The following is a 23,661-nucleotide window of genomic DNA, read 5'->3' as shown; positions in this document are numbered from 1 at the left end:
GACCATGCCGCGTAAATTCCTGGTGGTGGTGGACGACACCCCCGAGTTTGATTCGGCGTTGCGCTTCGCCGCGCGCAGGGCCCGCTCCACCGGAGGGCGCGTGGTGCTGTTGCGCGCCATTCCGCCTTCGGCCTTTGAGCATTGGTCCGGGGTTCGGGAGGAGATCGAGCGGCAGCAGCGGGAGGAGGCCGAGGCGCTGCTGAACCGGATCGGCGAAAAGGCGGCGGCGCTGTCGGGCGCCGCGCCGGTGTTTCTGGTGGAGGAAGCTGAAACGCGCGAGGCCATTATCCGGGCGGTGGACGCCGACCCGGAGATCAAGATCCTCGTGCTGGCCGCAGCCGTGGGCGGGCGCGGCCCGGGGCCTTTGGTGGCGGCCATGGCCAAGGAGGGCGCGGGTGTGGGCGGCCGCCGTCTGCCCATCACCGTGGTGCCGGGGGATCTGGACGACCAGGAGGTCGAGGATCTGGCCTGACCTTGCGAAACGGCCTCAGGGCGCGCATCTCAGGACCATGTTCATCCAGACCGAAGCCACTCCGAATCCCAACGTCGTCAAATTCCTGCCCGGCCGGGACGTCTCGCCCGAGCGAGCGCTGGAGTTCCGGACCATCGATGAGGCCGGGGTTTCACCGCTTGCGGAAGGCCTGTTCCAGCTGGAAGGGGTCGAAGGGGTGTTCTTCGGGGCTGACTACGTGGCCGTGACGCGCTCCGCCGCCGGCCCGGACTGGAGCGCCCTCAAGGCCCCGGTGCTGACCGCCCTGATGGACCACTTCACCTCCGGGGCGCCCCTGACGCGCGGCGAGGCGGCGGAGGCTGACGGTCACGCGGGCGGGGAGGGTGACAGCGACGTGGTGCGCGAGATCAAGGCCTTGCTGGACACGCGTATCCGCCCTGCGGTGGCCCAGGACGGCGGGGATATCCTGTTCGATCGCTTCGATGAGGCCGACGGGGTGCTGTGGCTGCGCATGCGCGGGGCCTGCGCCGGTTGTCCGTCATCATCCGCCACTCTGAAGGCCGGCGTCGAGAACATGATGCGTCATTACGTGCCCGAGGTTGAGCGGGTCGAACAGACGCTCTGAAACCAAATGGTCGCTCGCCAGTGAGTGCAAGGCGGTTCATGCTGTTTGCATGACGCGTTTCCGCGATGACCCGCAGGCCAATGTGCTCGGCCAGGCCCTGGCCGCCCTGCGCAAGGCGCGCGGCCTGAGCCAGGCCGAGGCCGGCGCGCGCATGGGCGTGACGAGTCAGGCCTGGGGCCTGTACGAGGCAGGCCGTCGTCCCGGCATGTTTCGACCGGATGTTCAACGCCGCCTCACCGCCGCGCTTGACCTGACCCCGGAGGATCTGGCGCTGGAGACGGCGCGTCAACCCGCCTCGCCCATACCGGCCGCGGAACGATTTGAGGAAGGCGGAAGGGCCTTTTCCGTAAAGGGTTACCGTGAGCCGGTCAGACGGACCTTGCAACTCCGAGATGATGATCTGGCGCCCTGGGCCGTATCAGGCGTGGTTCTGGTCTATGACCTCTCTGTCTGGCCCCGGCGGGATCAGGGCTGCGTGGTCGAGACGGACGACGGGCCTGTAATCGGTCTTTATCATCGGGGCGACCGCGACACCGTGATTCTTCGCAGTCCGGGCGGCGACAAGCGCGTGCTGGAGCGCGGCCATATCGGGCCCGTAGGGGCGGTGGTGGCGCGCCTGGAGGGCGTGGACTGGCCGCAATGAAACAATATGGTTGTATTTTGCGCTCGAAAATGAAACCTTCAGGCGTCGCCGTCCCTGGAGGTTTCCATGCCCCGCCGCTCGCCCCACCCTTCGCCCGAGGCGGATTTGCTGGACCGCGATCTGGGTGACGCCATCCGACGATTTCGTACTGACCTTGGCCTTTCCCAGCACGCCCTGGCCGCGCGCCTGTCCCTGAGCGGCCAGCAACTTCAGAAGTACGAAAGCGGGGCCAACCGGGTGTCGGCCTCGACTCTCTACCGGCTCGCCCGCGAACTGGACCAGCCGGTGTCGGCCTTTTTCCCTGCGCAGGGCGGGCGGGATGGACTGGAGGCGCTGCTGGACACGCCGGAAGGGCGCGCCTTGTCACGGGACTTCGCCCGCATTCATGACATGGGACAGCGCCGGGCGGTGGGCGTGATCGTGGAGGGACTGGCGCGGCCGGCCTGAGGGGCCTATTGCGGCGGCCTGATGAAGACCCTGATCATCGACACGGCGCTGGGCGCCTGCACCGCCGTCGCGGCTGACCATTCGCTCGTGGTTGCGGCCGCAACCGAAGGCATGACGCGGGGCCATCAGGAGCGTCTTGGCGGCATGGTCAGGACGGTCATGGCGGCGGCGCGCTGGAGCTACGATGATCTGGCCCGCATCGCCGTAACCACCGGACCAGGCTCGTTCACCGGTCTGCGGGTCGGGCTGGCGTTTGCCCAGGGGCTGGGACTGGCGCTTGATCGGCCCGTTTCGGGCCTGTCCACTCTGGGGGCTTTCGCGCACGACGTGGAGTCCCGGGGGGTGGTGTGGGCCCTGATCGATGCGCGGCGGGGGCAAGTCTACGGACAGCCGTTTCAGGACGGCGCCCCGCTGGATGATCCCGCCGCCCTCAACCTTGAGGCCGCGGCCGCGCGGATGGCCGGGACGCAGGCGCGCATCGCTGTGGGATCGGGCGCCGCCCTGACGTCTGCGCCCGGCGTCGAGACGATCGTTCTCGCTGCGCCTTCGCCCAGGGCGCTGGCGCGTGTGGCCGCAGAGCAGCCACAGGGCGAGGCGAGGCCGCTCTATCTGAGGGCGCCGGACGCCAAACTCCCGGGCGGGCGCGCTCCGGAATGAAGGACCCGGCGCATCTGGCGGCCATCCACGCCTCGGCTTTCGACACGCCCTGGGACGCTGCGGCGATCACGGCGTTGCTGGACATGCCGGGGGCGGAACTGGAGGTCGCGCAGAACGGATTCCTGCTGTGGCGGCGCGCGGCGGACGAGGCTGAGATCGTCACCCTGGCCGTGCATCCCGAAGCCCGGCGACAAGGAACGGGCGGCGCCTTGCTGGATCAGGCCGTGAAAAACGCCCGGGATCTGGGCGTGGTTCGTCTGGTCCTCGAGGTGGCCCATGACAATACTGCGGCGCTGACCCTGTACGCTTCCCGGGGGTTTGAGCTGGCCGGGAAGCGCCCTGCATATTACGCCCGACCGGACGGGGCGCGGGCCGACGCGCTGATACTGGCTCTCAACTTGGCGTGAACGCTTTCCTCTTGGCCGGGGGATGACTATTCTGGAGTCATGGACCGGATCGAGAAACTCTGCGCCGAGCGCGGCATGCGCATGACCGAGCAACGTCGCGTCATCGCGCGCGTGCTGTCGGAAGCTGAAGACCACCCCGATGTGGAGGAGCTGTACCGCCGCGCCTCGGCCATCGATCCGCACATCTCCATCGCCACGGTGTACCGCACCGTGCGTCTGTTCGAAGAGGCGGGCGTGGTCGAGAAGCACGACTTCGGCGACGGCCGCAGCCGCTATGAAGAAGCGGGCGACGACCATCATGACCACCTCATCGACACCAAGTCCGGCGAGGTCATCGAATTTTATGACGCCGAGATCGAACGGCTGAAGACCGAGATCGCCGAGAGGCTGGGTTTCAAGCTGATAGGGCACAAGCTGGAACTGTACGGCACGGCCATCGAGGGCGCTTCGCCCACCAGCCGCGAGGGCCTGATCTTCACCCGGCACAACCGTCGCACCGAGGACGCCTGATTCGGCGCTGGCGCTTGTGGGGGCGGTCCTAAATCCCCATAACCGCGCGATGATCGACGCCCAAGACAAGCCGACGTCCGAACGGGCCGAAAAGCGCCTGTTCATCAAGACCTACGGCTGCCAGATGAACGTCTATGACTCCGAGCGCATGGCCGACGTGCTGCGCCCGCTGGGCTATGCGCCGACCGACACGCCCGAGGACGCCGACTTCGTCATCCTGAACACCTGCCACATCCGCGAGAAGGCGGCCGAGAAGGTCTATTCCGAGCTGGGCAAGCTGAGGATGCTCAAGGACGAGAAGGCCTCGAACGGCCGGGGTGCCATGACCATCGCTGTGGCCGGCTGCGTGGCCCAGGCCGAGGGCGAGGAGATCATGCGCCGTCAGCCCGCCGTGGATCTGGTGGTGGGGCCGCAGGCCTATCACCAGCTGCCCGAGCTGCTGACCCGCACGGCGCGGGCGCGGGGCGAGCGCATCGGCGCCGACTTCGCCCCCAACGCCAAGTTCGACGCCTTGACCAATGAGAAAATCGGCGCGCGGGGCGTCAAGGGTCCGACGGCGTTCCTGACCGTGCAGGAGGGCTGCGACAAGTTCTGCACCTTCTGCGTGGTGCCCTACACCCGCGGCGCCGAATGGTCGCGCCCGGCCGCCGACATCCTGAGCGAGGCGCGCCAACTGGCGGCGCGCGGCGTGCGCGAGGTGACCCTGCTGGGCCAGAACGTCAACGCCTATGACGGCGTGGGCCCGACCGGCGAGATCTGGACCCTGGCCCGGCTGGCCTGCGCTCTGGCGGAGATCGAGGGGCTGGACCGCATTCGCTACACGACCAGCCATCCCAACGACATGGGAGACGACCTGATTGCGGCGCACGGCGAGCTGGACGCCCTGATGCCCTATCTGCACCTGCCGGTGCAGTCAGGGTCGGACCGGCTGCTGCGGCTGATGAACCGCAAGCACGGGCGTCAGAAGTACTTCGATCTGATCGACCGCATCCGCGCCAGCCGGCCGGACATAGCCCTGTCGGGCGATTTCATCGTCGGCTTCCCCGGCGAGACCGACCGGGACTTCGAGGACACCATGGACCTGGTGCGGCGGGTGAATTACGCCTCTGCCTTCTCGTTCATCTATTCGCCGCGCCCGGGCACCCCGGCGGCGACCATGGGCGCGCAGGTGGAGCCCCATGTGGCGTCCGAACGCCTTCAGGCGTTGCAGGCCCTGCTGTTTGAACAGCAGGTCGCCTTCAATCAGTCCCAGGCGGGCAAGGTCCTGCCGGTGCTGTTCGAGCGCAAGGGCCGTCATGGGCGTCAGGCCATCGGCCGCTCGCCCTATCTGCAGTCCGTATACGTGGAGCACGCCGACCACCTGATGGGCCAGATCGTCCCGGTCCGCATCGAACGCGGCCAGCAGAACAGTCTGACCGGCGCGCTGGTTGATGAGCCGCAGAGTTCCTTCACGTCACAGGCGACCGACAGCATGACCTCCCTCCGCCCTCAAGCTGCGAGCGACCGCGTCGCGAGCGTCAGGGCCCAGTAATGTCCAGAGAGTCCGAGTTCCTCGCCCTGTCCGATGTCGCCCTCAGGTCCGTGATCGGGCCGGGCAGCCGCCACGTGGCCCTCATCGAGGACGCCTTCAAGGTTCTGGTGGAATCGCCGGGCGGCGGGGTGTCCATCAACGGCTCGACCAGGGACCGGGCGGCGGCCAAGCGTGTGGTCGAGGTGCTGGCCAAGCGGGCTGATCTGGGGGCCGAGATCACCGAGGCGGACGTGCGCACGGCGCTGGGCGCCCAGCGCTCCGGCGGCAAGACGCCCGAGGGCGTGGCGCTGCCCGTGGGCCGTCGCGGCGCCATCGCCCCCAAGACGCCGGCCCAGGCGCGCTATCTGGAGGCCCTGGCCCGGTGCGAGCTGACCTTCGGCGTTGGCCCGGCGGGCACGGGCAAGACCTTCCTTGCGGCCGCTTACGGCGCGTCCCTGCTGCGGCGTGGACAGGTGGACCGTCTGGTCATCACCCGGCCGGCGGTGGAGGCGGGCGAAAAGCTGGGCTTTCTGCCGGGTGACCTGAATGAGAAGGTCGACCCCTATCTGGCGCCCATCTGGGAGGCGCTGAACGAAATCCTGGGCGCCGACGATGTGCGCCGCCGACGGGACAAGGGCGAGATCGAGGCCGCGCCCATCGCCTTCATGCGCGGCCGGACCCTGTCCCACGCCTTCATCATCGCGGACGAGGCCCAGAACCTCACCCGGCTGCAGATGAAGATGGTGCTGACCCGGCTTGGCGAGGGCGCGCGCATGGTCGTGACCGGCGACCCCAGCCAGGTGGATCTGGTCAACACGCGGGACTCCGGCCTGCCGCACGCCCTACGCATTCTGGAGAACGTGAAGGGCGTCGGCGTGCTGCGCTTCGAGGCCGCGGACGTGGTGCGCCACGCCATGGTGGAGCGGATCGTGCGGGCCTATGACGCCGACGCGGCCGCCGCGCGGGGCGGCGACGCGACCGCGCCATGATCGATATCGAGGTCGAGGACGAGACCTGGTCCGTCGACGTCCCGGATGTTCGGGGCGTTGTTGTCCGGGCGGCTGAACAGGCTGCGCCGCCGGGCGACGTGGTGATCCTGCTGACCGACGACGACACCGTGCGCGACCTGAACGCCCGGTTCCGCGGCAAGGACAAGCCCACCAATGTGCTGTCCTTTCCAGCGCCGGCGAGCGCCCGGCCCCATCTGGGCGACATCGTCCTGGCCCATGGAGTCTGCGCGGCGGAAGCCCGGCAGCAGGGCAAGCCCTTTGCCGACCACCTGAGTCATCTGGTCATCCACGGAGTGCTGCACCTGACCGGGCATGATCACGAAGCGCATGACGAGGCCGAGGCGATGGAGGCGCTGGAGCGCACGCATCTTGCGGCGCTGGGGATCCCTGATCCGTATCTGTCTCGAAATGACACCTGAAACCGACCCTGCCGCGCCTGTCTACGCCGAGCCTGAAACGGTGGGTGCGGCTCCGCGCCGACGGGTCCGTGGCGCATGGCTCCGGATGGGCGCGGGTCTGACAGCGCTGATCCTTGGGGCGGCGGCGGCGGCGGCGCACCCGCCTTTCGGTTTCCTTTTCGGGATTCTCGCCTATCCGGCCCTCATGCTGCTGGCCGAGCGGACCCTGACCACACGCGGAGCGTTCGGGCTCGGCTGGCTGGCGGGTTTCGCCTATTTCTTCATCAGCTGCTGGTGGGTGGCGGAGGCTTTTCTGGTCAACGCCGAGGCCCACGCCTGGATGGCGCCGTTCGCCGCCTCGCTGCTGCCGGCGGGGCTGGCGCTGTTCTGGGGCGGGGCCGTGGCGATCTATCGCCGTTTCCATGTGGCCGGCCACCCGCTCCGGCCGTTGCTGTTCGCGGCGGCTTTCTGCGGCTTGGAGTGGCTGCGAGGCACGATCCTGACCGGCTTTCCCTGGAATCCGGCGGGCGCCGCCTGGGGCGCGGGCTCTGCGGCGTCGCAGTTCGCGGCGCTGGCGGGAATCTATGGGCTCAGTCTCGTCACGGTGGCGGGGGCGTCCCTGATCGGGCCCCTGTTCAGCGCGGGACGACTGAAGACTCGTGTCGGAGCGGCGGTGCTGGGCATGCTGATGATCGGCGCCATTATGGTCAGCGGCGCCCATCGCCTCAGCGTGGCGCGGCCAGAAGCGTCCGACACGACCGTGCGTATCGTCCAGGCCGACGTGCAGCAACAGGCCAAGTGGGACGCGGAGAATTTCGAGGCCATAGTCCAGCGCTATGTGAATCTCACGGCCCGGCCGGGAGCGCAGGTTCCGGACGTGATCGTCTGGCCCGAGGGCGCCTTGCCCATCACGGCCAATGAAGCGTTCGCCCAGGGCTCGCCCGTGGCCGCCGCAATGGCGCGGGCGGTTCAGCCGGGTCAGACACTTCTGGCGGGCTTCAGTCGCGCAGAGCCGACTCCCAAAGGCGAGTGGCGTTATTTCAACAGCCTCTTCGCCCTGTCAGACGCCGGCGACGCGGGCCTGAGGGTGGAGGCCGTCTATGACAAGCACCGGCTGGTGCCGTTCGGCGAGTACCTTCCGGTCGGCGACCTGATGAGCTGGACCGGTCTGCGCAGTCTGGTGCATGTGCCGGCCGACTTCAGCGCCGGCCCGGCGCCGGCGCCGCTGGCTTTGCCCGGTTTGCCCGACGTGCAGCCGCTGATCTGTTACGAGAGCCTCTATCCCGGCTTTACCCCGGGGGGGGCTGCGCGGCCCGCATGGATCGCCAATGTGTCCAACGACGCCTGGTTCGGCCGCACCTCGGGTCCTGTCCAGCACCTGAATCTGGCCAGCTACCGGGCGATCGAGACGGGCCTGCCCATGGCCCGGGCCACCCCGACGGGGGTTTCAGCGCTGATCGACCCCTGGGGCCGGGTTGTTCCAGGCAAGCGCCTGGAGCCGGGCGAAAGCGGCGTCATCGACGCGCGCCTGCCCCGGGCGCTGGCGCCGACCCTGTACAGCAGGATCGGCGACACCGGTTTCGGCCTGATGTTGATTCTTGCCCTGGGGGCGGGACTCTGGCCGATGCGTTCATGGATTTCGCGCCGCAGGAGTCTCTCCGGGAATTAAGATGACATCCTGTAGATTGAGGCTCATTCAGGCTAAAATGCCGAGCGGAAATTGCTTCTGGAGGCGGCGATCATGGCGCGTACAAAGAGCGACGACGGACCCCATCTGGTGGACCGCCATGTCGGCAAGCGGGTCGAGGCGCGGCGCAAGACGCTAGGCTACAGCCAGAGCCAGCTGGGGGCTGCGCTGGGCCTGACGTTCCAGCAGGTTCAGAAGTACGAGAAGGGGGCCAACCGCATCTCCTCGTCCAAGCTCTGGGAGATTGCGCAGTTCTTCAAGGTCGAGCCGAGCTACTTCTTTGAAGGATTGACCGCCGCCGCTCCCGGCATGGCCGAAAGCGACACGGTCGTCTTCGGCCACGACTTTCCCGTGACGCGCCAGAGTCAGGAGATTGTCCGTCTGGCGCCCCAGCTGTCCCTGCGCCAGCAGAAGATCGCCCTGGAGATGATCCGGGAGATGCTGGGCGACAAGGCCGGCCCCGAACAGGACTGACTCAGCCGCCGCCCCGCTGCGCCTCGCGCGCCTTTTGCTCTTCCCAGTAGGCGGCTCCGTTGTCCGGCTTGAACATGGTGCGCGGCGTGCCATCCGAGGTCGCCACAATGAAGGTGTTGCTGGACGCCTGATAATAGAGCGTGTCGCCATTGGCGCGGCGCAAGGTTTCCGTGCCCGCCGGCGGTCGGGTGATAAAGGCGTGAGCCTTGTCTACATACTCGTCCGCCGAGCGGGCGTCGAAGGCCGCGCCGTTACGCTCATAAAGGCGCTGGATGTTCTCGTTGGCGGTGCTGCGCCGGTTCGAGGTCCAGCGTGCCTTCTCAACCGGCGCCGCTCGAGGCGCCGCGGTTTCGACGGGGCCGACCGGCGCCTCGACAGCCACATCGGCGCGGTCCCGTGTTTCGACCGCGCTTTGCCCGTTATCGCATCCGGCGAGCACCAGGCTGGCCGCCAGCCCCATTGCAAGCGTCCCGCGCATTCGCGTGATCATGTAAAGCCTCCCTGAAATCCCGCGAACCCACGTTATGCACAAAGTTAATGTTCCTGCAATGTTCTTTTTGGTGTGGCCAGAGCCCTCGACGGCGGCGGCGGCGGCCGTTAAGGCGAAGGCATGACCCGGACGGCCCCGAAAATCCTCCTGATCGTCGGCGGCGGCATCGCCGCCTACAAGGCGCTGGAGCTGGTGCGCCTGATGAAGAAGGCGGGCATGACGGTGCGCGCCGTGCTGACCAAGGCGGGCGCAGAGTTCGTGACGCCGCTGTCGCTTGCGTCTCTGACGGGCCATCCAGTGCATCAGGCCCTGTTCTCGCCGGAAGACGAGACGGCCATGGGCCATATCGAGCTGTCCCGCTGGGCCGATCTGGTCGTGGTCGCGCCCGCCACCGCCGGGCTGATGGCCAAGGCGGCCAATGGGCTGGCCGATGATCTGGCCTCCACCGCCCTGCTGGCCACCGACAAACGGGTGCTGCTGGCCCCGGCCATGAATGTGCGCATGTGGGAGCATCCGGCGGTGATGGCCAATGTGGCGCGGCTGACCGGCTTTGACGGCCTGCACGGCATGGCGGTGGTCGGCCCCGACGACGGCGAGATGGCCTGCGGCGAGTACGGGCCGGGCCGCATGGCCGAGCCCGCCGCGATCCTCGAAGCGGTGCAGGGGCTGCTGGCCGGCGCCGCCGGACGCCCCCTGAAGGGCAAGCGGGCGCTGGTGACGGCGGGCCCGACCTTCGAGCCCATCGACCCGGTGCGGGGACTGACCAATCGCTCCAGCGGCAAGCAGGGTTACGCCATCGCCGCGGCCCTGGCCGATCTGGGGGCCGAGGTGACGCTGGTGTCGGGCCCCACGGCCCTGAGCGCGCCTCCGGGGGTGACGCGGGTGGATGTGGAGACGGCGGCCGAGATGCACGCGGCGTCCATGGCGGCCCTGCCCGTGGATGTGGCGGTGATGACGGCGGCGGTGGCCGACTGGCGTGTGGACGACGTGGCCAGCGGCAAGATCAAGAAGGCCCCGGGCGGGCCGCCCATGCTGAGCCTGATCGAGAACCCCGACATTCTGGCGGCGGTGTCGTCGGCCAAGAGCATGCGTCCCCGGCTGGTGGTCGGCTTCGCCGCCGAGACCAGCGATCTGGAGACCCAGGCCCGCGCCAAGCTGTCGCGCAAGGGCTGTGACTGGATCGTTGGCAATGACGTGTCCGACGAGGTGTTCGGCTCGGACGGCAACGCCGTGACCCTGATCACCAAAAGCGGCGCCGAGACCTGGCCGCGCCAGTCCAAGGCCGCCGTGGCCCGCGCCCTGGCCGCCCGCATCGCGGAGACCTTGGTCGGGGTATGAGTGAATTTCGCGCCGTTCGGAACCAGATCGCCGATGCGCTCAAGGGGCACGGCATGACCTGCGACGCCGGAAAGTACGACCCCGAGCATTTCGGAAATTGGATCATACAGTTCCGTCGAGGCGGCCCGCCCTGGACTTGGCATGGCCGCATCGTCAGTGACCGAGGACAGGTACTGGTGAATCTGTTCCCTAACGCCCCAGCCGAAGTTGCGACGCTCCTCCCAGACTTCTCTGCAGACCTTGAAGAATTCATCCAAGCCGTAGGTTCGAAGTATCCCTGATGACTGTGACCGCCCGTATCCTGCGCCTGCCCCACGCCGAGGACCTGCTGCTGCCCGCCTATGAGACCGAGGGCTCGGCGGGCATGGACCTGCGGGCGGCGGTGCCCGATGACCAGCCCATGACCCTGGCGGCGGGCGCCCGGGCGCTGGTCCCCACGGGGCTCAAGATCGCGCTGGAGCCGGGCTTCGAGGCGCAGGTGCGGCCCCGCTCGGGTCTGGCGCTGAAGCACGGGATCACCTGCCTGAACAGCCCGGGCACCATCGACAGCGACTATCGCGGCGAGGTGGGGGTGATCCTCGCCAATCTGGGATCCGAACCCTTCGTGATCCGGCGCGGCGAGCGCATCGCCCAGATGGTCATCGCCCGTCATGAGCGGGTGCAATGGTCCGAGGTGAAGAGCCTCGACGAGACCGCGCGGGGCGAGGGCGGTTTCGGCTCCACAGGGCAGTAGGCGCTAAAGTTTCAGCGGCCCGCCGCGTGCAGGGCCGGACCGTGGTCGCGCAGCCATTTGCGGAACGGGCGGTGATCGCCCACCAGCCCGTGGACCACGGACCAGTAGGCCGGGCTGTGGTCCGCATGGACCAGATGGGCGACCTCGTGGGCGGCCAGATAGTCCAGCACCGCGGGCGGGGCCATGACCACCCGCCAGGAATAGCGGATAGAGCGGTTGTGCGGGCTGCACGAGCCCCAGCGCGAGGCGGGGTCGCCGATGCTGACACGCACCGGCTTGAGGCCCAGACGGTCCAGGTGGACGTGGGTGCGGGCCGTGAGGGCCGCCTTTGCCTCGGCGCGCAGCAGGCGCTCGACCCGGCGGTGGAAGGCGTCGTCCCCGCCGCCGGAGATGATGGCCGGGCCGTCGGGGTGATCGGGGACCAGCCGCGCGGCGGCGGCGTTGCCCGACGCGATCAGACGGACCGGGCGGCCGCCGAACAGGATCTCGGCGCCCGGCGCGAAGGGCGCGCTGTCCGGGCGTTTCGCGAGGTGTTCGGCGATCCAGTCGCGGCGGCTGAGGGCGAAGTCGATGGCCTGGGGCATGGCCCGCTCGCTGGGGGCGGTGACCACCGCCTCGCCGGCGCGGGCGTCGATGCGGACACTGACCCGCCGCGCCCGCCGGTTGACCGACAGGCGCAGCGGCAGGCCGTCAATCTCCAGCTTTTCGCCGTGCCCTGGGCGCGGTTTTGCGAACAACGCGATCCTCGTTGGCGGCGATGAAGTCGCGGGCGCGGGTGTAGATCTCGTCCCGGAACCGGCGGCCGTTGAAGACCCCGTAGTGCCCCACCTGCGGCTGGACGTAAAGCAGGCGCTGGTCGTCCGGGATGTTGGGGCACAGGCCGTGGGCGGCCTGGGTCTGGCCGACGCCCGAGATGTCGTCGTTCTCGCCCTCCACCGTCATCAGGCCGATGTCGGTGATGGCCTCCGGCCGCACCAGCCGCTCGCCGTGCTTGAGCAGGCCCCGCGGCAACAGGTGGCTCTGGAACACGATGTCGATGGTCTGGAGATAGAACTCCTCGCTCAGGTCCAGCACCGACAGATACTCGTCGTAGAATTCCTGGTGTTTCTGGATGCTGTCGCCGTCGCCGTCGACCAGATGCTCGAAATAGCGGCGATGGGCGTCCATGTGCCGTTCCTCGTTCATGGACATGAAGGAGTACAGCTGCACGAAGCCCGGATAGACCCGCCGCCCCACGCCCGGATAGGGCAAGGGCGTGGTGTGGATCATGTTGGAGCGGAACCAGGCGAAGGGCTTTTCCTCGGCCAGCTGGTTGGTGACCGTGGGGGACAGGCGCGCGTCGATGGGCGAGCCCATGTGGATCATGGAGGCCGGGCGGGCCGGATCCTCGTCCTCGGCCATCAGGGCGGCGGCGGCCAGCACAGGCGGGCCGGGCTGGCACACGGCCACCACGTGAGCGCGCGGGCCGATCTGGCCCAGCATGGCCCGCACGTGGTCCATGTAGTCGAAGAAGTCGAAACGGCCCTCCAGCACCGGCACCTGACGGGCGTTGGTCCAGTCGGTGACGTGGACGTCGAAATCCTGCAGGAAGGTCTCCACCGTGCCGCGCAGCAGGGTGGCGTAGTGGCCCGACAGGGGCGCCACGATCATCACGGCGGGCGCCTTGATGGCCTTGCCGGCGCGCTTGAGGTCGGCCTCGTTGCGGGTGAAGCGGATCAGCCGGCACCAGGGCGAGGACCAGACCACTTCCTGCACCGTGCGCACGGGGTGGCCGTCCACATTGACCACGTCCAGGTTCCAGTCCGGCTTGCCGTAGCGGCGGGTCACGCTCTCGAACAGCTCGGCCGAGGCGTAGGCGGTGCGGCCCATGGCCGTCTGGGACGCCGGATTGAACGGCGAGGACCAGAACTCCCGCATCATCTGGGCCCCCAGTCGCATGGGGGCGGCGGACTGATAGGCGAGTTCGTGAAGCGTATAGAGCATGGGCCCGGACGGATGACGGCCCTCGCGGGCCAGACGGATCAGCGGAGCATTAAACGCGCTGCACTGCAAAAAGATTATCAACGATCATGAATCATCGCCGCCCCCCGCCACGGAGGGCGACCGGGTCGGTCGGCGATTTCGGACCCGGGACGGAAAAACACTGTCCGAATTGTCCGAATTGTCCGAAATCGACGGCTCACCGAGGTCGAGATCCATCATAGATCCGAGGGAACCGGGGGGGCGGAAAAAGGGTGTAACCGCGACGTTTCCGTTCTGTGGCAAGGGATCAGCGTCGCGAATTGGGAGGTGTTGCGGCCTAGGCCTGGCGGAATCCCAGCACGTCCTGCATGTCATAGAGGCCGGGACTGCGGGACTTGACCCAGACGGCGGCGGCCACGGCGCCCTTGGCGAACAGGGAGCGGTCGATGGCCGAATGGCTGAGGGTCAGGATCTCGTCGTCCGAGGCGAACAGGACGGTGTGGTCGCCCACGACGCCGCCGGCGCGCAGGGCCGCGAAGCCTATGCCCCCGGCCGGACGCTCGCCGGTGATGCCCTCGCGGGCCGGGATGCGCAGGTCGGCCAAGTCGGCGTGGCGGCCCTGGGCGGCGGCCTCGCCCAGCATCAGGGCGGTGCCCGAGGGGGCGTCCACCTTCTTGCGGTGATGGCTTTCCAGCACCTCGATGTCCCAGTCGGCGGCGTCCAGGCGGGCGGCGGCGCGCTCCACCAGACCCACCAGAATGTTGACGCCGAGAGAGAAATTGCCGCTGCGCACGATGGCGACCTTTTCAGCCGCCCTGGTGATCTCCGCTTCCTGTTCGTCGGTCAGCCCCGTGGAGCCGATCACCAGCGCGGGGCCGCCGCGCCCGGCCACATGGCGGGCCAGCTCGACAGAGGCTTCAGGGGTGGAGAAGTCGATGACCACGTCGCACAGGGACAGGTCGGGGGTCTCGCCCCGGTCGAAGCGGGCCGCGACCACCAGATCCTCGCGCGCGTCCAGCACCTGGCCGACGGCGCGGCCCATGCGGCCCCGGGCGCCCGAGACGCCCACATGGATCACACCGCTCAAGCCGCGCTTTCCTTGCGGGGCGCGTCATCATTGCCGGTGATCTCGCTCCAGAATCGCTTGGCCTTGGAGGCGAAGCCGGAGTTGCGGGGGTTCTGGGCCTCGCCGCAGCATTCGGCCAGCTCCTTCAGAAGCTCCTTCTGGCGGGCGGTCAGGTTCTGGGGCGTCTCCACGAACAGCTCCACCACCAGGTCGCCGCGGCCGCGGCCGTCCAGCCGGGGCATGCCCTTGCCCTTGATGCGCACGGTCTTTCCGGTCTCGGCGCCCTCCGGCACCTTCACATTGGCGCGGCACTGGCCGTCGCAGGCTTCGGATACCAGGCACGGCGCCTCGATCTCGCCGCCCAGCGCCGCCACGGTCATGGGCACGGGCACAGTGACCAGCAGGTCCAGATTGTCCCGCTCGAACAGTTCGTGTGGCTTCACCGACAGGAAGACATAGAGGTCGCCGCGCGGGCCGCCGCCCATGCCCACGTCGCCCTCGCCGGCCAGACGGATGCGCGAGCCGTCATCCACGCCCGCCGGAATCTTGAGGGACAGGGTGCGGTTCTTGCGCACCTGGCCGTGGCCATGACACGAGCCGCAGCGGTCCTTGATGACCTTGCCCTGGCCGCCGCAGTGGGGGCAGGTGCGTTCCACGGCGAAGAAGCCATTGGCCTGACGCACCCGGCCCTGTCCGGCGCAGGTGGCGCAGGTGGTCGGCTGGCTGCCCGCCTTGGCGCCGGAGCCGTTGCAGGTCTCGCAGGTCGCCGTGGTGGGGACCGTGATCTCCGCCTCAAGGCCCCGATAGGCCTGCTCCAGGGTGATCTCCAGATCGTGCCGCAGGTCCGAGCCCCGCCGCGGTCCGCCGCGCGAGGAGCGGGCCCCGCCGAACACGTCGCCGAACGCCTCGCCGAACACTTCGGAGAAGATGTCGTTGATGTCGTGGAAGCCCTGGCCGCCGCCGCGTCCGAAGCCGCCGCCCGCTCCGCCGTTCACCCCGGCATGGCCGAAGCGGTCGTAGGCCGCGCGCTTCTGGTCGTCCGACAGGACGCCGTAGGCCTCGCTGATTTCCTTGAACTTGCTGGCCGAGTCCTCGCACCCGCCGTTGCGGTCCGGATGGTGCGCCATGGCCAGCTTGCGATAGGCGGCCTTGAGGCCGGCCGCGTCGATGGTGCGTTCGACGCCCAGGATTTCGTAGTAGTCACGCGCCATAAGGCGTACCCGATTCCTTGTTTCGCCCCGTCGCGCCGAAGGGCTCCGGCGCTGTCGTCATGCCTCAGATGGTGTCCGCCCCGACGGATGCAATGTCCGCATGGGGGTCAGGGGTATCGCCATCCGCGATCAGAAAAAAGCCCCGCTCGCCTCTATGGGGAGACGAACGGGGCCGTGGTCGGTCAGACCGCCGCTCAGGCGCTCTTCTTGTCGTCGGAGTCCGAGACTTCCTCGAACTCGGCGTCCACCACGCCGTCGTCGGCGGGTTGCTCGGCCTGGGCGCCGTCAGCGCCTTCGCCGGAGCCCTGCTGGGCCGCGTACATGGCCTCGCCCAGCTTCATGGACGCCTGCACCAGGGTCTGGGTCTTCGTCTTGATGTCTTCGGCGTTGTCGCCCTCGCGGGCGGCCTTGAGGTCGGCCAGGGCCGTCTCGATGGCGGTCTTGTCGTCACCGGAAACCTTGTCGCCGTGCTCGGCCATGGCCTTCTCGGTGGAGTGGATCAGGCTGTCGGCGCCGTTCTGGGCCTCGACCAGCTCCTTGCGGGCCTTGTCGGCGGCGGCGTTGGCTTCCGCCTCCTTGACCATCTTCTCGATGTCGTCGTCCGACAGGCCGCCGTTGGCCTGGATGCGGATCGACTGTTCCTTGTTGGTGGCCTTGTCCTTGGCGCCGACGTTGACGATGCCGTTGGCGTCGATGTCGAAGGTCACCTCGATCTGGGGCATGCCGCGCGGCGCCGGGGGAATGCCCATCAGGTCGAACTGGCCCAGCATCTTGTTGTCCGCCGCCATGGGGCGCTCGCCCTGGAACACCCGGATGGTCACGGCCGACTGGTTGTCGTCGGCGGTGGAGAACACCTGGCTCTTCTTGGTGGGGATGGTGGTGTTGCGCTCGATCAGCGGAGTGAACACGCCGCCCAGGGTCTCAATGCCCAGGGTCAGGGGGGTCACGTCCAGCAGCAGCACGTCCTTGACGTCGCCTTGCAGCACGCCGGCCTGAACGGCGGCGCCGAGGGCGACGACTTCATCGGGGTTCACGCCCTTGTGCGGCTCCTTGCCGAAGAAGGCCTTCACGGCCTCCTGCACCTTGGGCATGCGGGTCATGCCGCCGACCAGAATCACCTCGTCGATGTCCGAGGCCTTGAGGCCGGCGTCCTTGAGGGCCTTCTGGCACGGCTCGATGCTGCGCTGGATCAGGTCGTCGACGAGTGCTTCGAGCTTGGCGCGCGACAGCTTGATGTTCAGGTGCAGCGGGCCCGAGGCGTTCATGGTGATGAAGGGCAGGTTGACCTCGTACTGGGTGACCGAGGACAGCTCCTTCTTGGCCTTTTCGGCCTCTTCCTTCAGGCGTTGCAGCGCCAGCTTGTCGGAGCGCAGGTCGACGCCCTGCTCCTTCTTGAACTCGTCGGCCAGGTAGTCGACCAGACGCAGGTCGAAGTCCTCGCCGCCCAGGAAGGTGTCGCCGTTGGTGGCCTTCACCTCGAACACGCCGTCGCCGATCTCGAGGATCGAGACGTCGAAGGTGCCGCCGCCAAGGTCATAGACGGCGATCTTCTGGCCGTCGTTCTTGTCCAGACCATAGGCCAGCGCGGCCGCGGTGGGCTCGTTGATGATGCGCAGCACTTCCAGCCCGGCGATCTTGCCGGCGTCCTTGGTGGCCTGACGCTGGGCGTCGTTGAAATAGGCCGGGACGGTGATGACCGCCTTCTCGACCTTCTCGCCCAGATAGGCCTCGGCGGCCTCCTTCATCTTCTGAAGGGTGAAGGCGGAGACCTGCTGGGGGGAATAGTCCTTGCCGTGGGCGCGCACCCAGGCGTCGCCGTTGGGGCCCTTGACGATCTCGTAGGGGACCATCTTCTTGTCCTTCGCCACGACGGGATCGTCATAGCTGCGGCCGATCAGGCGCTTGATGGCGAAGAAGGTGTTCTCGGGGTTGGTGACCGCCTGGCGCTTGGCCGGCTGGCCCACCAGGGACTGGCCGTCATCCTGGATCGCCACCACCGAAGGGGTGGTGCGGTTGCCCTCGGCGTTCTCGATGACCTTGGGGTTCTTGCCGTCCATGACCGCGACACACGAGTTGGTGGTGCCAAGGTCGATGCCGATGATCTTGCTCATGGGCGTTGTATTTCACTCCGTATCGGCGGGCGGTGCGGCGGCCTTTGGATCAAGCGCCGCGCGTGACCGCCCCCTGTGGGTTGGTAGGCTTGCCGGGCGAACCGGCGGTGGGGCTCCTTAAGCGAACAATTCCCTCAAAGGAATAGGGTCTTGTCCACGTTCCGGTCGGATATGGGAAAGGCCGCAAGGGGTGCAAGGGCTTGGCGCGAGATCGCATGGGGCCGATATGAGCTTGATGACCCGCCCCGCGCCCCTGATGACGGACGACGCCCTCGACGGATTCCGCCTCTGGCCGGGACGGCTTGCGGCGCCGGATCAGGCGCGGCTTCGGGATCAGGTGCTCGCGGCGCTTCGGGCCGCGCCGCTGTATCGGCCCGTGACGCCGGGCGGACGGCCGTTTTCGGTGCGGATGAGCAATCTGGGACCACTGGGATGGGTTTCGGACCGGGCGGGCTATCGCTATCAGGCGACACACCCGGAGACGGGCGCGCCATGGCCGCCCATTCCGGACGTGCTGCTGAGCCTGTGGCATGAATTGACCGGCTGGCCGCAGCCGCCGGACGCCTGTCTGGTCAATCTGTATGATGCGGACGCCCGCATGGGATTGCATCAGGACCGGGATGAGAAGGATCTGGAGGCCCCTGTGCTGTCGGTCTCGCTGGGGGACACGGCCGTGTTCCGGATCGGGGCGGCGGGGGGCGGGCGAACGCGGTCGGTGCGTCTGGCCTCGGGCGACGTGTGCATGCTGTCGGGACAGGCAAGGCTGGCCCGGCATGGAATCGACCGGATTCTGGGGGGATCGTCCAGTCTTCTGCCGGACGGCGGACGGATGAACCTGACCCTGCGCCGGGCGACCTGACCCGCTCGTGATTCGACCCGCAGCGCGGCGCGGGGCAAGGTCGCGTTTTCCGCGCCGGCCCGGAGATCCGTCATGAGCGTGAACCTGATCCGTCCTGAAGGCCCCAGGCCCGGAGACTTCAAGATCAGCCGACGCCTGCTGGGCGGGCTGTTGTTCGCGGGATACGCCAGCGCGGCCGTATCGCAATCCGCCGAACCGGTCGTCACCGGTGACGCTGGGCTGGTGACGGAGGTGGTGACCCTGCCCGCCCCGGACGGCTTCGACCTGCCCGCCTATGTGTCCCGGCCAGAGGGGGACGGGCCCTTCCCCGTCGTGGTGGTGGTGTCCGAGATCTTTGGCGTGCACGCCTACATCCAGGATGTTTGTCGACGTCTGGCCAATGAGGGTTATGCGGCGATCGCTCCGGCTTTCTTCGTGAGGGCGGAGGACCCCGCGCCGCTGACCGACATGACGCGAATTCAGGAAATCGTGGCCGCCGCCGGCTACGAGCAGGTCATGGGCGACGTCTCCGCCGCGCTGGAATGGGCGGACCAGCAGATATGGGCGAACAGCGCGCGCGTGGGAATCACCGGCTTTTGCTGGGGCGGCAAGGTCGTCTGGCAGGCGGCCGCCCGGTTCGCCGTCATCAAGGCGGGAGTCGCCTGGTATGGTCGTCTGGCCCCGGCGGAGGGCGGGGATCCGGGACAGGGCGCGCCCTGGCCCGTGGATCTTGCGGGCGACCTCAAGGCGCCGGTTCTCGGCCTGTACGCCGAGGATGACCGCGGCATCCCTCTGTCCTCGGTCGAGCAGATGCGCGCGGCCCTGGTGCGAGAGGGCCGCGTGGACAGCGAAATCATTGTCTATCCCGGCGTCCAGCACGGTTTCCATGCCGATTACCGGCCCAGCTATGACGCAGAGGCGGCCCGGGAGGCGTGGAGCAGGCTGCTGGTTCACCTGGGCCAGCGCCTGGCCGGGTGACACGGGGTGTTGTTGCGGGAAGGGGCGGATCAGTCAGGAGGGCGCAAGACGTGAGGAGATGCCTGTGAGGGGTGAAAACGGCGGAAGGCGTCTTCTCGCTTGCCTGGCGGCCCTTGTTCTGGCGGTTCCGATGGCCGCCTGCGGCGGCGGGGGCGGAGGAGGCGGAATCGTCGCGCCGCCTCCCCCGCCTCCCCCGCCTCCTCCACCTCCACCACCACCCCCGCCGACACCGCCGCCCCCTCCTCCGTCTGCGCCCCCCGACCCGAACAGCGCCGAATACCAGCGGAACTACGGGCTCGGCGCGATCGGGGCGATAGAGGCGTTCAACGCGGGCGCGACGGGGCGGGGCATAACGGTCGGCGTCGTCGATACCGGGATTGATTTCAACAATGACGACCTGAGGGACAATATCTCTCCGCTCTCGACCGATGTGATCATCGGCCGTAACGCGCCGCAGGGGACCGACAACCACGGCACCCTGGTTTCCGGCGTGATCGGCGCCGCCTTCAACGGGTTCGGCACCATCGGGGTGGCTTATGAATCCACCATTCTGTCGATCCGCGCCGACATTTCCGACTGCAACGATCCCGACGACACCGCCTGCTTTCGCTCCAGCGACCTCGTACGCGCCCTGGATTTTGCTGTGGCCAACGGCGCGCGCGTCATCAACCTGTCACTCGGCGGGGAGGGGCCTCTCGGAGGCGCCTTCGAAGCGGCCATGCAACGCGCGGTCAACGCGGGTGTGGTTCTGGCCATTGCGGCCGGGAACGACGGCGGCTCCTCGCCGCAATGGCCGGGCAGATACGCCACGGACCCGCGCTTCGCCGGCAGCGTCATCGTGGTGGGCGCCACCAATTCCGCCAACGTGATCTCCGGGTTTTCCAACCGAGCCGGTGTGTCGGCCAGTCGCTATGTGGTGGCGCCCGGCGAACAGGTGATCACCGGTTGCGACGGAACCGGCTGCTGGCGTGTTAACGGGACATCCTTTGCGGCGCCCCATGTGGCGGGGGCGCTGGCCCTGCTGCTGCAGGCCTTTCCCAATCTGAGCGGCGCCGACGCCATCGCTATCATTCTCGAAACCGCCCGTGATCTGGGCGCCGCTGGCGTGGACCAGACCTACGGGCGCGGCCTGCTGGATCTGGCGCGCGCGTTCCAGCCCGTCGGCACGACGAGCATGCCTTCGGCTGCCGGGGACCACGTCGAGATCGGGATGGAGCCGGGGGCCCACATCGGCGGCGCCTTCGGCGACGCCCTGACGGATGCGCCCGGACTGGCCACCATCGCCTATGACAGCTACCAGCGGCTGTTCCGCGTGAACATGGGGGCGGCCTGGCCGACGGCGCCGCGCCGCACGTTCCAGCCGTCAAGCCCGTCCCCGGCCCGCACAACACGTCTGACCATGGACGCTCCTGGAGGCGTGACGCTCAATTTCGCCGCCTCCGCCGATATGCCTGAACGGGAACCCGCAAGCCGGCGCTTCACACCGTCCGAAGGCCCCTGGATGGGCCATGAAGACCGTCAGGAAATTCTGTTCGGGGTGCAGGCGGGCCGACTTTCGCTCGACGCCTGGAGCGGCATGGGCGGCGCCCGCGCGCCTTTCCGGACGGGGGCGGGCGACGGTTTCGCGGCGCTGGTCCAGGCCGACCAGGCCGTGCGCGGCGCCATGGCCTTCGGGCGATTTTCATTCTCCGCCGAGACGGGATCGGGCGATCGGCGCATGATGTTCCGTCCGGTGGAGGAGGACGCCGCCAGCTACGCCCGGGTCGGGGCGGGCTGGACCGGGGAGCAACTGCGGCTGACGGTCTCAGGCGGCGCGCTGGACGAACGGCTGGCGCCGCTGGGGGGATTCATGCCGGCCTCGTCGCCCTACGCCCTGCCGTCACGCACGCAGTTCATGTCGCTCGGATGGGGCTGGCGGACGGGCTACGGTCTGGACCTTTGGGGCGAAGGCGGGATGGGCCGCACCGTCATGGAGGGACGAATGCTTCAGCTGGAGGGGAACGCGCTCAGTTCGACCTGGCGGGTGGGCGCCACATCCCGCTGTTTCCGGGTCGGATTCGGGTGCCGCAGCCTGGCGCTGGAGCTCTCCCAGCCGCTACGGATCGAGACCGGCGCCTTCAGCACGATCCTCGCCGATGTCCCGGATGACTATTTCGATCCGGTCACCTTTTCCCGCCGCACGTTTTCCGCCAGCCCGAGCGGCCGTCAGACGGATCTGGCCCTGCGCAGCGTGCACGCCGTTCCCGATGGTTCGGCCGTGCAGCTCGAAGCGGTGATCATCCGGCAAGAACTGCATCGCCGGAACGCGCCGCTGGGCTATGGCTTCATGGCGCGATGGGGACAACAGTTCTGAGGCGGGGTCAGGCCCTGGCGTCGAGCCTTGCGCCGGGCTCCTGCGAGCCGCCGCCCGAGCCGCGCGCAGCCACCACCACCATGGCCGGGCGCACGACCCGGCCGAACAGGGCGTAGCCCGCCTGCATGGTCTGGATGACCTGGCCGGCGGCCACGGTGTCCGACGGCTGCTCCATCATGGCCTGATGCAGGTTGGGGTCGAACGCCTCGCCGGCCTCCGGGGCCACGCGGGTCAGGCCGTTGGTCTCGAAGGCCGACAGCAGCGACTTTTCGGTCATTTCCAGCCCGGTGACGAGACCACCCACGGCGGCGTCGGTGTTATCCCTGGGCGCCGCCTGCAGCGCGCGGGACAGATTGTCGGCCACGCCCAGCAGATCGCGGGCGAAGCGGGTGATGGCGTAGGCGCGCGCGTCATTCATCTCGCGCTCGGCGCGGCGCTTGACGTTGTCGGCCTCGGCCACCGCGCGCAGGGCGCGGTCCTTCCACTCGTCGCGTTCGGCGATCAGGGCGTCGATGGGCCCCAGATCGTCCTCCTGTTCGAACGCGTGGGCGGGATCGGCGTCCAGCCCCGCCTCGGCGTTCAGGTCGGCTTCGTCGCGCGCTTCGGCGTCGTTTCGGTCGTTATAGGTGTCGCTCACGTTTCCTGTCCGTCCAGCATCCGGCCCAGCACCCGGGCGGTATAGTCCACCAACGGTATGACACGGGCGTAGTTCAGTCTTGCGGGGCCGATCACGCCGATGGCGCCCAGAACCCGCTGTCGCCCCGACATATAGGGCGCCGCGATCACGGCGGAACCGGAAAGTGAAAACAGTCTCGTTTCGGCGCCGATGAAGATGCGCACGCCCTGGGCGTTGGTGACCCCGTCCAGCAGGCCGATCAACTGCTCCTTCTGCTCCAGGTCGTCGAACAGGACGCGCACCCGCTCCAGATCCTCCAGCGCCTCGCGGTCCTGCAGCAGATTGGCGCGGCCGCGCACGATCAGGGCGCGCTCGCGGTCCGGTCCGCCGGACCAGGCGGCCATGCCGTCCTCCACCAGCCGGGCGGCGGCCTCGTTCAGATCGCGCCGGGCGGCCTGAAGCTCGGCGCTCATCTCGCTGCGCGCCTCCTGCAGGGGGCGGCCCTTGAGGCGGGCGTTGAGGAAGTTGGAGGCTTCCTGAAGGGTCGAGGCCGTGACCCCGGCGGCCAGAGGCATCAGGCGATTCTCCACCGTGCCGTCCTCGGCCACCAGAACCGCCAGGGCCTGACCCTCGCCCAGGGCCACGAACTCCACGTGCCGCACGCCGGTCTCGCGCACCGGGCTGGCCACCACGCCCGCGCCGCCCGCAAGGCCGGACAACAGGGACGAGGCCGCGTCCAGCGCCTCCTCGAAGCCGCCCCGGCCCGCCGCGCCCTTGTGGACGGCCAGACGCGCGTCGATCTCTCGGCGCTCCTCCTGGCTGACGTCGCCGATCTCCAGCAGGCCGTCCACGAACAGGCGCAGGCCCGCGTGGGTGGGCGCCCGTCCGGCCGAGGTGTGGGGGGCGTGCAGCAGGCCCGCCAGGGTCAAATCCTGCATGGTGTTGCGTATGGAGGCCGGCGACAGGGACACCCCGCTCAGGGACAGGGTGCGCGAGCCCACCGGCTCGCCTGTCTCCAGATAGGTCTCGACGATGCGGCGGAAGATATCGCGCGCCCGGTCGTCCAGCACGGTCAGCGGGGCGGAGGGGGCGAACAGGCTCATGACCGTGCCTTCCCTGCAGGGGGCTGCGGACAAATGGATTTCA

The 23,661-nt window shown here is 68.5% G+C and carries 26 protein-coding genes; 18 read left to right on the top strand and 8 right to left on the bottom strand.

Annotated features, from left to right (window positions below):
• Positions 1 to 4: 4 nt before the first annotated feature.
• The 12 genes from ACK4FB_RS06525 (at position 5) to ACK4FB_RS06470 (ending at position 8,819) form a co-directional block, all read left to right on the top strand.
• Positions 5 to 472, top strand: coding sequence for a universal stress protein (locus tag ACK4FB_RS06525; RefSeq protein ID WP_409749418.1), 468 nt, complete (start codon positions 5 to 7; stop codon positions 470 to 472).
• A 37-nt stretch (positions 473 to 509) separates the two neighbouring features.
• On the top strand, positions 510 to 1,076 hold the full coding sequence (locus ACK4FB_RS06520; RefSeq protein ID WP_409749415.1) for a NifU family protein: 567 nt from the start codon (positions 510 to 512) through the stop codon (positions 1,074 to 1,076).
• Positions 1,077 to 1,125: 49 nt separating this feature from the next.
• Positions 1,126 to 1,719 carry a helix-turn-helix domain-containing protein gene (locus tag ACK4FB_RS06515; RefSeq protein ID WP_409749412.1) on the top strand — a complete coding sequence of 198 codons (594 nt, stop codon included), beginning with the start codon at positions 1,126 to 1,128 and terminating at the stop codon, positions 1,717 to 1,719.
• A 66-nt stretch (positions 1,720 to 1,785) separates the two neighbouring features.
• Positions 1,786 to 2,166: a helix-turn-helix domain-containing protein gene (locus tag ACK4FB_RS06510; protein WP_409749409.1), complete on the top strand. Its 381-nt coding sequence runs from the start codon at positions 1,786 to 1,788 to the stop codon at positions 2,164 to 2,166.
• Positions 2,167 to 2,187: 21 nt separating this feature from the next.
• Positions 2,188 to 2,823: a tRNA (adenosine(37)-N6)-threonylcarbamoyltransferase complex dimerization subunit type 1 TsaB gene (tsaB, locus tag ACK4FB_RS06505; RefSeq protein ID WP_409749406.1), complete on the top strand. Its 636-nt coding sequence runs from the start codon at positions 2,188 to 2,190 to the stop codon at positions 2,821 to 2,823.
• A complete protein-coding gene (locus tag ACK4FB_RS06500) occupies positions 2,820 to 3,230 on the top strand; it encodes a GNAT family N-acetyltransferase (protein ID WP_409749403.1) in 411 nt (136 codons plus the stop codon). The genes tsaB and ACK4FB_RS06500 overlap by 4 nt, the downstream gene beginning before the upstream one ends.
• 39 nt (positions 3,231 to 3,269) lie before the next feature.
• A complete protein-coding gene (locus tag ACK4FB_RS06495) occupies positions 3,270 to 3,740 on the top strand; it encodes a Fur family transcriptional regulator (RefSeq protein ID WP_409749400.1) in 471 nt (156 codons plus the stop codon).
• Positions 3,741 to 3,789: 49 nt separating this feature from the next.
• Positions 3,790 to 5,271, top strand: a complete 1,482-nt coding sequence (gene miaB / locus ACK4FB_RS06490) for a tRNA (N6-isopentenyl adenosine(37)-C2)-methylthiotransferase MiaB (RefSeq protein WP_409749397.1) — start codon at positions 3,790 to 3,792, stop codon at positions 5,269 to 5,271.
• Positions 5,271 to 6,239 carry a PhoH family protein gene (locus tag ACK4FB_RS06485; RefSeq protein ID WP_409749394.1) on the top strand — a complete coding sequence of 323 codons (969 nt, stop codon included), beginning with the start codon at positions 5,271 to 5,273 and terminating at the stop codon, positions 6,237 to 6,239. The genes miaB and ACK4FB_RS06485 overlap by 1 nt, the downstream gene beginning before the upstream one ends.
• The gene (gene ybeY / locus ACK4FB_RS06480; RefSeq protein ID WP_409749392.1) at positions 6,236 to 6,679 is read left to right on the top strand and encodes an rRNA maturation RNase YbeY; all 444 of its coding nucleotides are present in this window, start codon (positions 6,236 to 6,238) and stop codon (positions 6,677 to 6,679) included. Before ACK4FB_RS06485 ends, ybeY begins: the two co-directional genes overlap by 4 nt.
• Before the next feature lie 85 nt (positions 6,680 to 6,764).
• On the top strand, positions 6,765 to 8,327 hold the full coding sequence (gene lnt, locus ACK4FB_RS06475) for an apolipoprotein N-acyltransferase (protein ID WP_409749389.1): 1,563 nt from the start codon (positions 6,765 to 6,767) through the stop codon (positions 8,325 to 8,327).
• Positions 8,328 to 8,399: 72 nt separating this feature from the next.
• Positions 8,400 to 8,819, top strand: coding sequence for a helix-turn-helix domain-containing protein (locus tag ACK4FB_RS06470; protein WP_409749386.1), 420 nt, complete (start codon positions 8,400 to 8,402; stop codon positions 8,817 to 8,819).
• Between the two features lies 1 nt (position 8,820).
• On the opposite strand, the gene ACK4FB_RS06465 is transcribed toward ACK4FB_RS06470, so the two are convergent.
• The gene (locus ACK4FB_RS06465; RefSeq protein ID WP_409749383.1) at positions 8,821 to 9,279 is read right to left on the bottom strand and encodes an S-type pyocin family protein; all 459 of its coding nucleotides are present in this window, start codon (positions 9,277 to 9,279) and stop codon (positions 8,821 to 8,823) included.
• A 150-nt stretch (positions 9,280 to 9,429) separates the two neighbouring features.
• On the opposite strand from ACK4FB_RS06465, the gene coaBC reads away from it, so the two are divergent.
• The 3 genes from coaBC to dut are packed head-to-tail and all read left to right on the top strand — an operon-like array spanning position 9,430 to position 11,380.
• Positions 9,430 to 10,647: a bifunctional phosphopantothenoylcysteine decarboxylase/phosphopantothenate--cysteine ligase CoaBC gene (gene coaBC / locus ACK4FB_RS06460; protein ID WP_409749380.1), complete on the top strand. Its 1,218-nt coding sequence runs from the start codon at positions 9,430 to 9,432 to the stop codon at positions 10,645 to 10,647.
• Positions 10,644 to 10,928 carry a hypothetical protein gene (locus tag ACK4FB_RS06455; protein ID WP_409749378.1) on the top strand — a complete coding sequence of 95 codons (285 nt, stop codon included), beginning with the start codon at positions 10,644 to 10,646 and terminating at the stop codon, positions 10,926 to 10,928. Before coaBC ends, ACK4FB_RS06455 begins: the two co-directional genes overlap by 4 nt.
• Positions 10,928 to 11,380: a dUTP diphosphatase gene (dut, locus tag ACK4FB_RS06450; protein WP_409749375.1), complete on the top strand. Its 453-nt coding sequence runs from the start codon at positions 10,928 to 10,930 to the stop codon at positions 11,378 to 11,380. Before ACK4FB_RS06455 ends, dut begins: the two co-directional genes overlap by 1 nt.
• Positions 11,381 to 11,391: 11 nt before the next feature.
• On the opposite strand, the gene ACK4FB_RS06445 is transcribed toward dut, so the two are convergent.
• From ACK4FB_RS06445 to dnaK, 5 genes are all read right to left on the bottom strand, one after another.
• On the bottom strand, positions 11,392 to 12,117 hold the full coding sequence (locus ACK4FB_RS06445) for a M48 family metallopeptidase (RefSeq protein ID WP_409749372.1): 726 nt from the start codon (positions 12,115 to 12,117) through the stop codon (positions 11,392 to 11,394).
• Positions 12,071 to 13,363, bottom strand: a complete 1,293-nt coding sequence (locus ACK4FB_RS06440) for a polyhydroxyalkanoate depolymerase (RefSeq protein WP_409749537.1) — start codon at positions 13,361 to 13,363, stop codon at positions 12,071 to 12,073. Before ACK4FB_RS06440 ends, ACK4FB_RS06445 begins: the two co-directional genes overlap by 47 nt.
• Before the next feature lie 316 nt (positions 13,364 to 13,679).
• On the bottom strand, positions 13,680 to 14,429 hold the full coding sequence (gene dapB / locus ACK4FB_RS06435) for a 4-hydroxy-tetrahydrodipicolinate reductase (RefSeq protein ID WP_409749369.1): 750 nt from the start codon (positions 14,427 to 14,429) through the stop codon (positions 13,680 to 13,682).
• Positions 14,426 to 15,619, bottom strand: coding sequence for a molecular chaperone DnaJ (dnaJ, locus tag ACK4FB_RS06430; RefSeq protein WP_409749366.1), 1,194 nt, complete (start codon positions 15,617 to 15,619; stop codon positions 14,426 to 14,428). Before dnaJ ends, dapB begins: the two co-directional genes overlap by 4 nt.
• 194 nt (positions 15,620 to 15,813) lie before the next feature.
• Complete coding sequence (dnaK, locus tag ACK4FB_RS06425; protein ID WP_409749363.1) at positions 15,814 to 17,730, bottom strand: molecular chaperone DnaK; 1,917 nt, start codon at positions 17,728 to 17,730, stop codon at positions 15,814 to 15,816.
• A gap of 226 nt (positions 17,731 to 17,956) precedes the next feature.
• Here dnaK and ACK4FB_RS06420 point away from each other — a divergent pair, with 226 nt between their 5' ends.
• The 3 genes from ACK4FB_RS06420 to ACK4FB_RS06410 all read left to right on the top strand — a co-directional run bounded on the left by ACK4FB_RS06420 (position 17,957) and on the right by ACK4FB_RS06410 (position 21,899).
• The gene (locus ACK4FB_RS06420; RefSeq protein WP_409749360.1) at positions 17,957 to 18,589 is read left to right on the top strand and encodes an alpha-ketoglutarate-dependent dioxygenase AlkB family protein; all 633 of its coding nucleotides are present in this window, start codon (positions 17,957 to 17,959) and stop codon (positions 18,587 to 18,589) included.
• Between the two features lie 72 nt (positions 18,590 to 18,661).
• Positions 18,662 to 19,546: a dienelactone hydrolase family protein gene (locus ACK4FB_RS06415; RefSeq protein WP_409749357.1), complete on the top strand. Its 885-nt coding sequence runs from the start codon at positions 18,662 to 18,664 to the stop codon at positions 19,544 to 19,546.
• Between the two features lie 304 nt (positions 19,547 to 19,850).
• Positions 19,851 to 21,899, top strand: a complete 2,049-nt coding sequence (locus tag ACK4FB_RS06410; RefSeq protein ID WP_409749534.1) for a S8 family peptidase — start codon at positions 19,851 to 19,853, stop codon at positions 21,897 to 21,899.
• 7 nt (positions 21,900 to 21,906) lie between these two features.
• On the opposite strand, the gene grpE is transcribed toward ACK4FB_RS06410, so the two are convergent.
• The gene (gene grpE, locus ACK4FB_RS06405) at positions 21,907 to 22,536 is read right to left on the bottom strand and encodes a nucleotide exchange factor GrpE (protein WP_409749354.1); all 630 of its coding nucleotides are present in this window, start codon (positions 22,534 to 22,536) and stop codon (positions 21,907 to 21,909) included.
• On the bottom strand, positions 22,533 to 23,618 hold the full coding sequence (gene hrcA / locus ACK4FB_RS06400; RefSeq protein WP_409749351.1) for a heat-inducible transcriptional repressor HrcA: 1,086 nt from the start codon (positions 23,616 to 23,618) through the stop codon (positions 22,533 to 22,535). The genes grpE and hrcA overlap by 4 nt, the downstream gene beginning before the upstream one ends.
• Positions 23,619 to 23,661: the final 43 nt, after the last annotated feature.

Source organism: Brevundimonas sp. (genome assembly GCF_046299535.1).
In the GTDB taxonomy this organism is placed as follows: Bacteria; Pseudomonadota; Alphaproteobacteria; order Caulobacterales; family Caulobacteraceae; genus Brevundimonas.
The sequence above is the reverse complement of the archived record's forward strand: the minus strand, read 5'-3'. Positions and strand labels throughout refer to the sequence as shown.